General features: G+C 61.8%; 2 protein-coding genes and 1 pseudogene. All 3 read left to right on the plus strand.

What is annotated here, in order from left to right; translation table 11 throughout:
* Positions 1 to 1,523 (plus strand): NAD-dependent DNA ligase LigA (gene ligA, locus Q0349_RS02905; RefSeq protein ID WP_298079378.1); only part of this gene is annotated, 1,523 nt, incomplete at its 5' end.
* Between the two features lie 139 nt (positions 1,524 to 1,662).
* Positions 1,663 to 1,851 (plus strand): hypothetical protein, encoded by a 189-nt coding sequence (locus tag Q0349_RS02910; protein ID WP_298079379.1) that lies wholly within the window; start codon positions 1,663 to 1,665, stop codon positions 1,849 to 1,851.
* Positions 1,848 to 2,088: pseudogene (locus Q0349_RS02915) on the plus strand (hypothetical protein); the annotation flags it as partial. The gene Q0349_RS02910 and the pseudogene Q0349_RS02915, both read left to right, overlap by 4 nt.

The raw sequence follows: 2,088 nt of genomic DNA on the forward strand, positions 1-2,088 counted from the left end.
CGCCTGCGGTTATCGACATCCGTGGCGAGGTGTATATGCCCAAAGCCGCCTTTGCCGCGCTCAATGCGGCGGCGGAACGCGACGGCGGCAAGACCTTCGCCAATCCGCGCAATGCCGCTGCAGGCAGTCTGCGCCAGCTTGATCCTGCCATTACTCACAAACGACAACTCCGTTTTTATGCTTATGGTTATGGCGAACATGGAAACTACCCACTTCCGAAAACCTATACCGATTTACTAACTCTTTATAGGGATTGGGGGATACCCACCTGTCCGCTACAAACTGTTGTTACCAGCGTCGCCGCTGCCGTCGCCTACATGGCAAAGCTCGGCGGCGAGCGGCACGAGCTGCCCTACGAAATCGACGGCGTCGTTTACAAAGCCGACCGCTTCGCCGACCAACAGGCGGCTGGCTTCGTCTCGCGCGCGCCGCGCTGGGCGATTGCGTGGAAATTCCCGGCGGTGGAAAAAACCACCGTGGTGGAGGCGATTGACGTGCAGGTTGGCCGCACCGGCGCGATTACCCCGGTGGCGCGGCTGCGCCCGGTGGAAGTCGGCGGCGTCACCGTCACCAACGCCACCCTGCACAACGCCGACGAAGTAGCGCGCAAGGACGTGCGCGTCGGCGATACCGTCTTCGTCCGCCGCGCCGGGGACGTCATCCCGGAAATCGTCAAAACCGTGCCGGAAGCGCGCCCGGCGGGGAGTGTGCCGTTTGCGATACCGACGCATTGCCCGGTGTGCGACTCGGAAATCATCCGCCCCGAAGGCGAGGCGGTGGCGCGCTGCTCCGGCGGGCTGCATTGCCGCGCGCAGCGGGTGCAGGCGCTGATTCACTTCGCCTCGCGCAAGGCGTTGGACATCCAGGGGCTGGGCGACAAACTGATAGAGCAACTGGTGCAGGACGGGCGCGTGCATAGCCCGGCCGACCTCTTTGCGCTGACGCTGGCGGACTGGGCGGCGTTGCCGCGCATGGCGGAAAAATCGGCACAAAACATCTTGGCCGCCTTGGAAGCGGCGAAGGCGACGACGCTGCCGCGCTTCATCTACGCGCTCGGCATCCGCGAAGTCGGCAACGTCAGCGCCGAACTGCTCGCGCGCCACTACCGCGAACTGCCCGCGCTGATGGCGGCGGGCGAAGCAGACCTGCAAGCCATCGACGGCATCGGCCCGGTGATGGCGCAATACATCCGCCACTTCTTCCTGGACGACGCCAACCGCGCCGTCATTGCCGCGCTGCAAGCGGCGGGCATCCACTGGCCGACGATGGAAGCGCCGGTGGTCGCCGCCGGCAGCCCGCTTGCCGGCAAAACCGTGGTCATCACCGGCACCCTGCCGACGATGACGCGCGACGAAGCCGCTGCCCACGTCGCCCGCCTCGGCGGCAAAACATCCAGCGCCGTCTCGAAAAAAACCGATTACCTGCTCGCGGGCGACAAGGCGGGGAGCAAACTGGAAAAGGCGCAGTCGCTCGGCGTTGCCATCATCGACGAAGCGCAGCTCAAGGCGTGGCTGGAGGTGTAGGGCGGGGCTTGCCACCATACGGATTTACGAGCGCTCAAGGTGTATGTATGGACGTTCAGCGGGCGGCTTAAGGTTTGGAAGCCGTTGGCGGCATCCGGTAAGATATACGCTAAGCGCTAAGCATATTTTTGGAGGCTATATGTTTGATAAATATCTGGTTCCCATCAGGGAGCAACTGCTCGACCCCGATGAATATTTGCACGCCCTGCCAAATCTGCGGCATAACGACAATATTGACCACGTGGATTTTATTCCGCCGCGCATTGGTAAGCGGGGCTATGGCAAATTCCGTGTGCGTTATAAGTCCCCGGTTCTGGTGGAAGAATGAGCGGTGATCATGAGGCACTGCCCGCATCCGGGGTTATCGTAGCCTCCATGCTGACCGGGAATACGGATATTGCGCTGGAAATGATCAAAATCGGTGGCGCGGCACTGTTGGCATACGCTGCCGGTTTTTCTAACGGCAAGGCAAAGGTTAAAGAATCGGGGGATGCGGAAAAGGATGAGTCATATAGCCATCCACCGAAAGCCTCATACTGTGTTGCGTCGCCTCGCCGTACAACCG

The organism is uncultured Cardiobacterium sp., assembly GCF_938028185.1.
In the GTDB taxonomy this organism is placed as follows: Bacteria; Pseudomonadota; Gammaproteobacteria; order Cardiobacteriales; family Cardiobacteriaceae; genus Cardiobacterium.

Excerpts from the sequence above, each read along its gene's own strand:
- Q0349_RS02910 (WP_298079379.1), top strand. The coding sequence starts at position 1,663 with ATGTTTGATAAATATCTGGTTCCCATCAGGGAGCAACTGCTCGACCCC.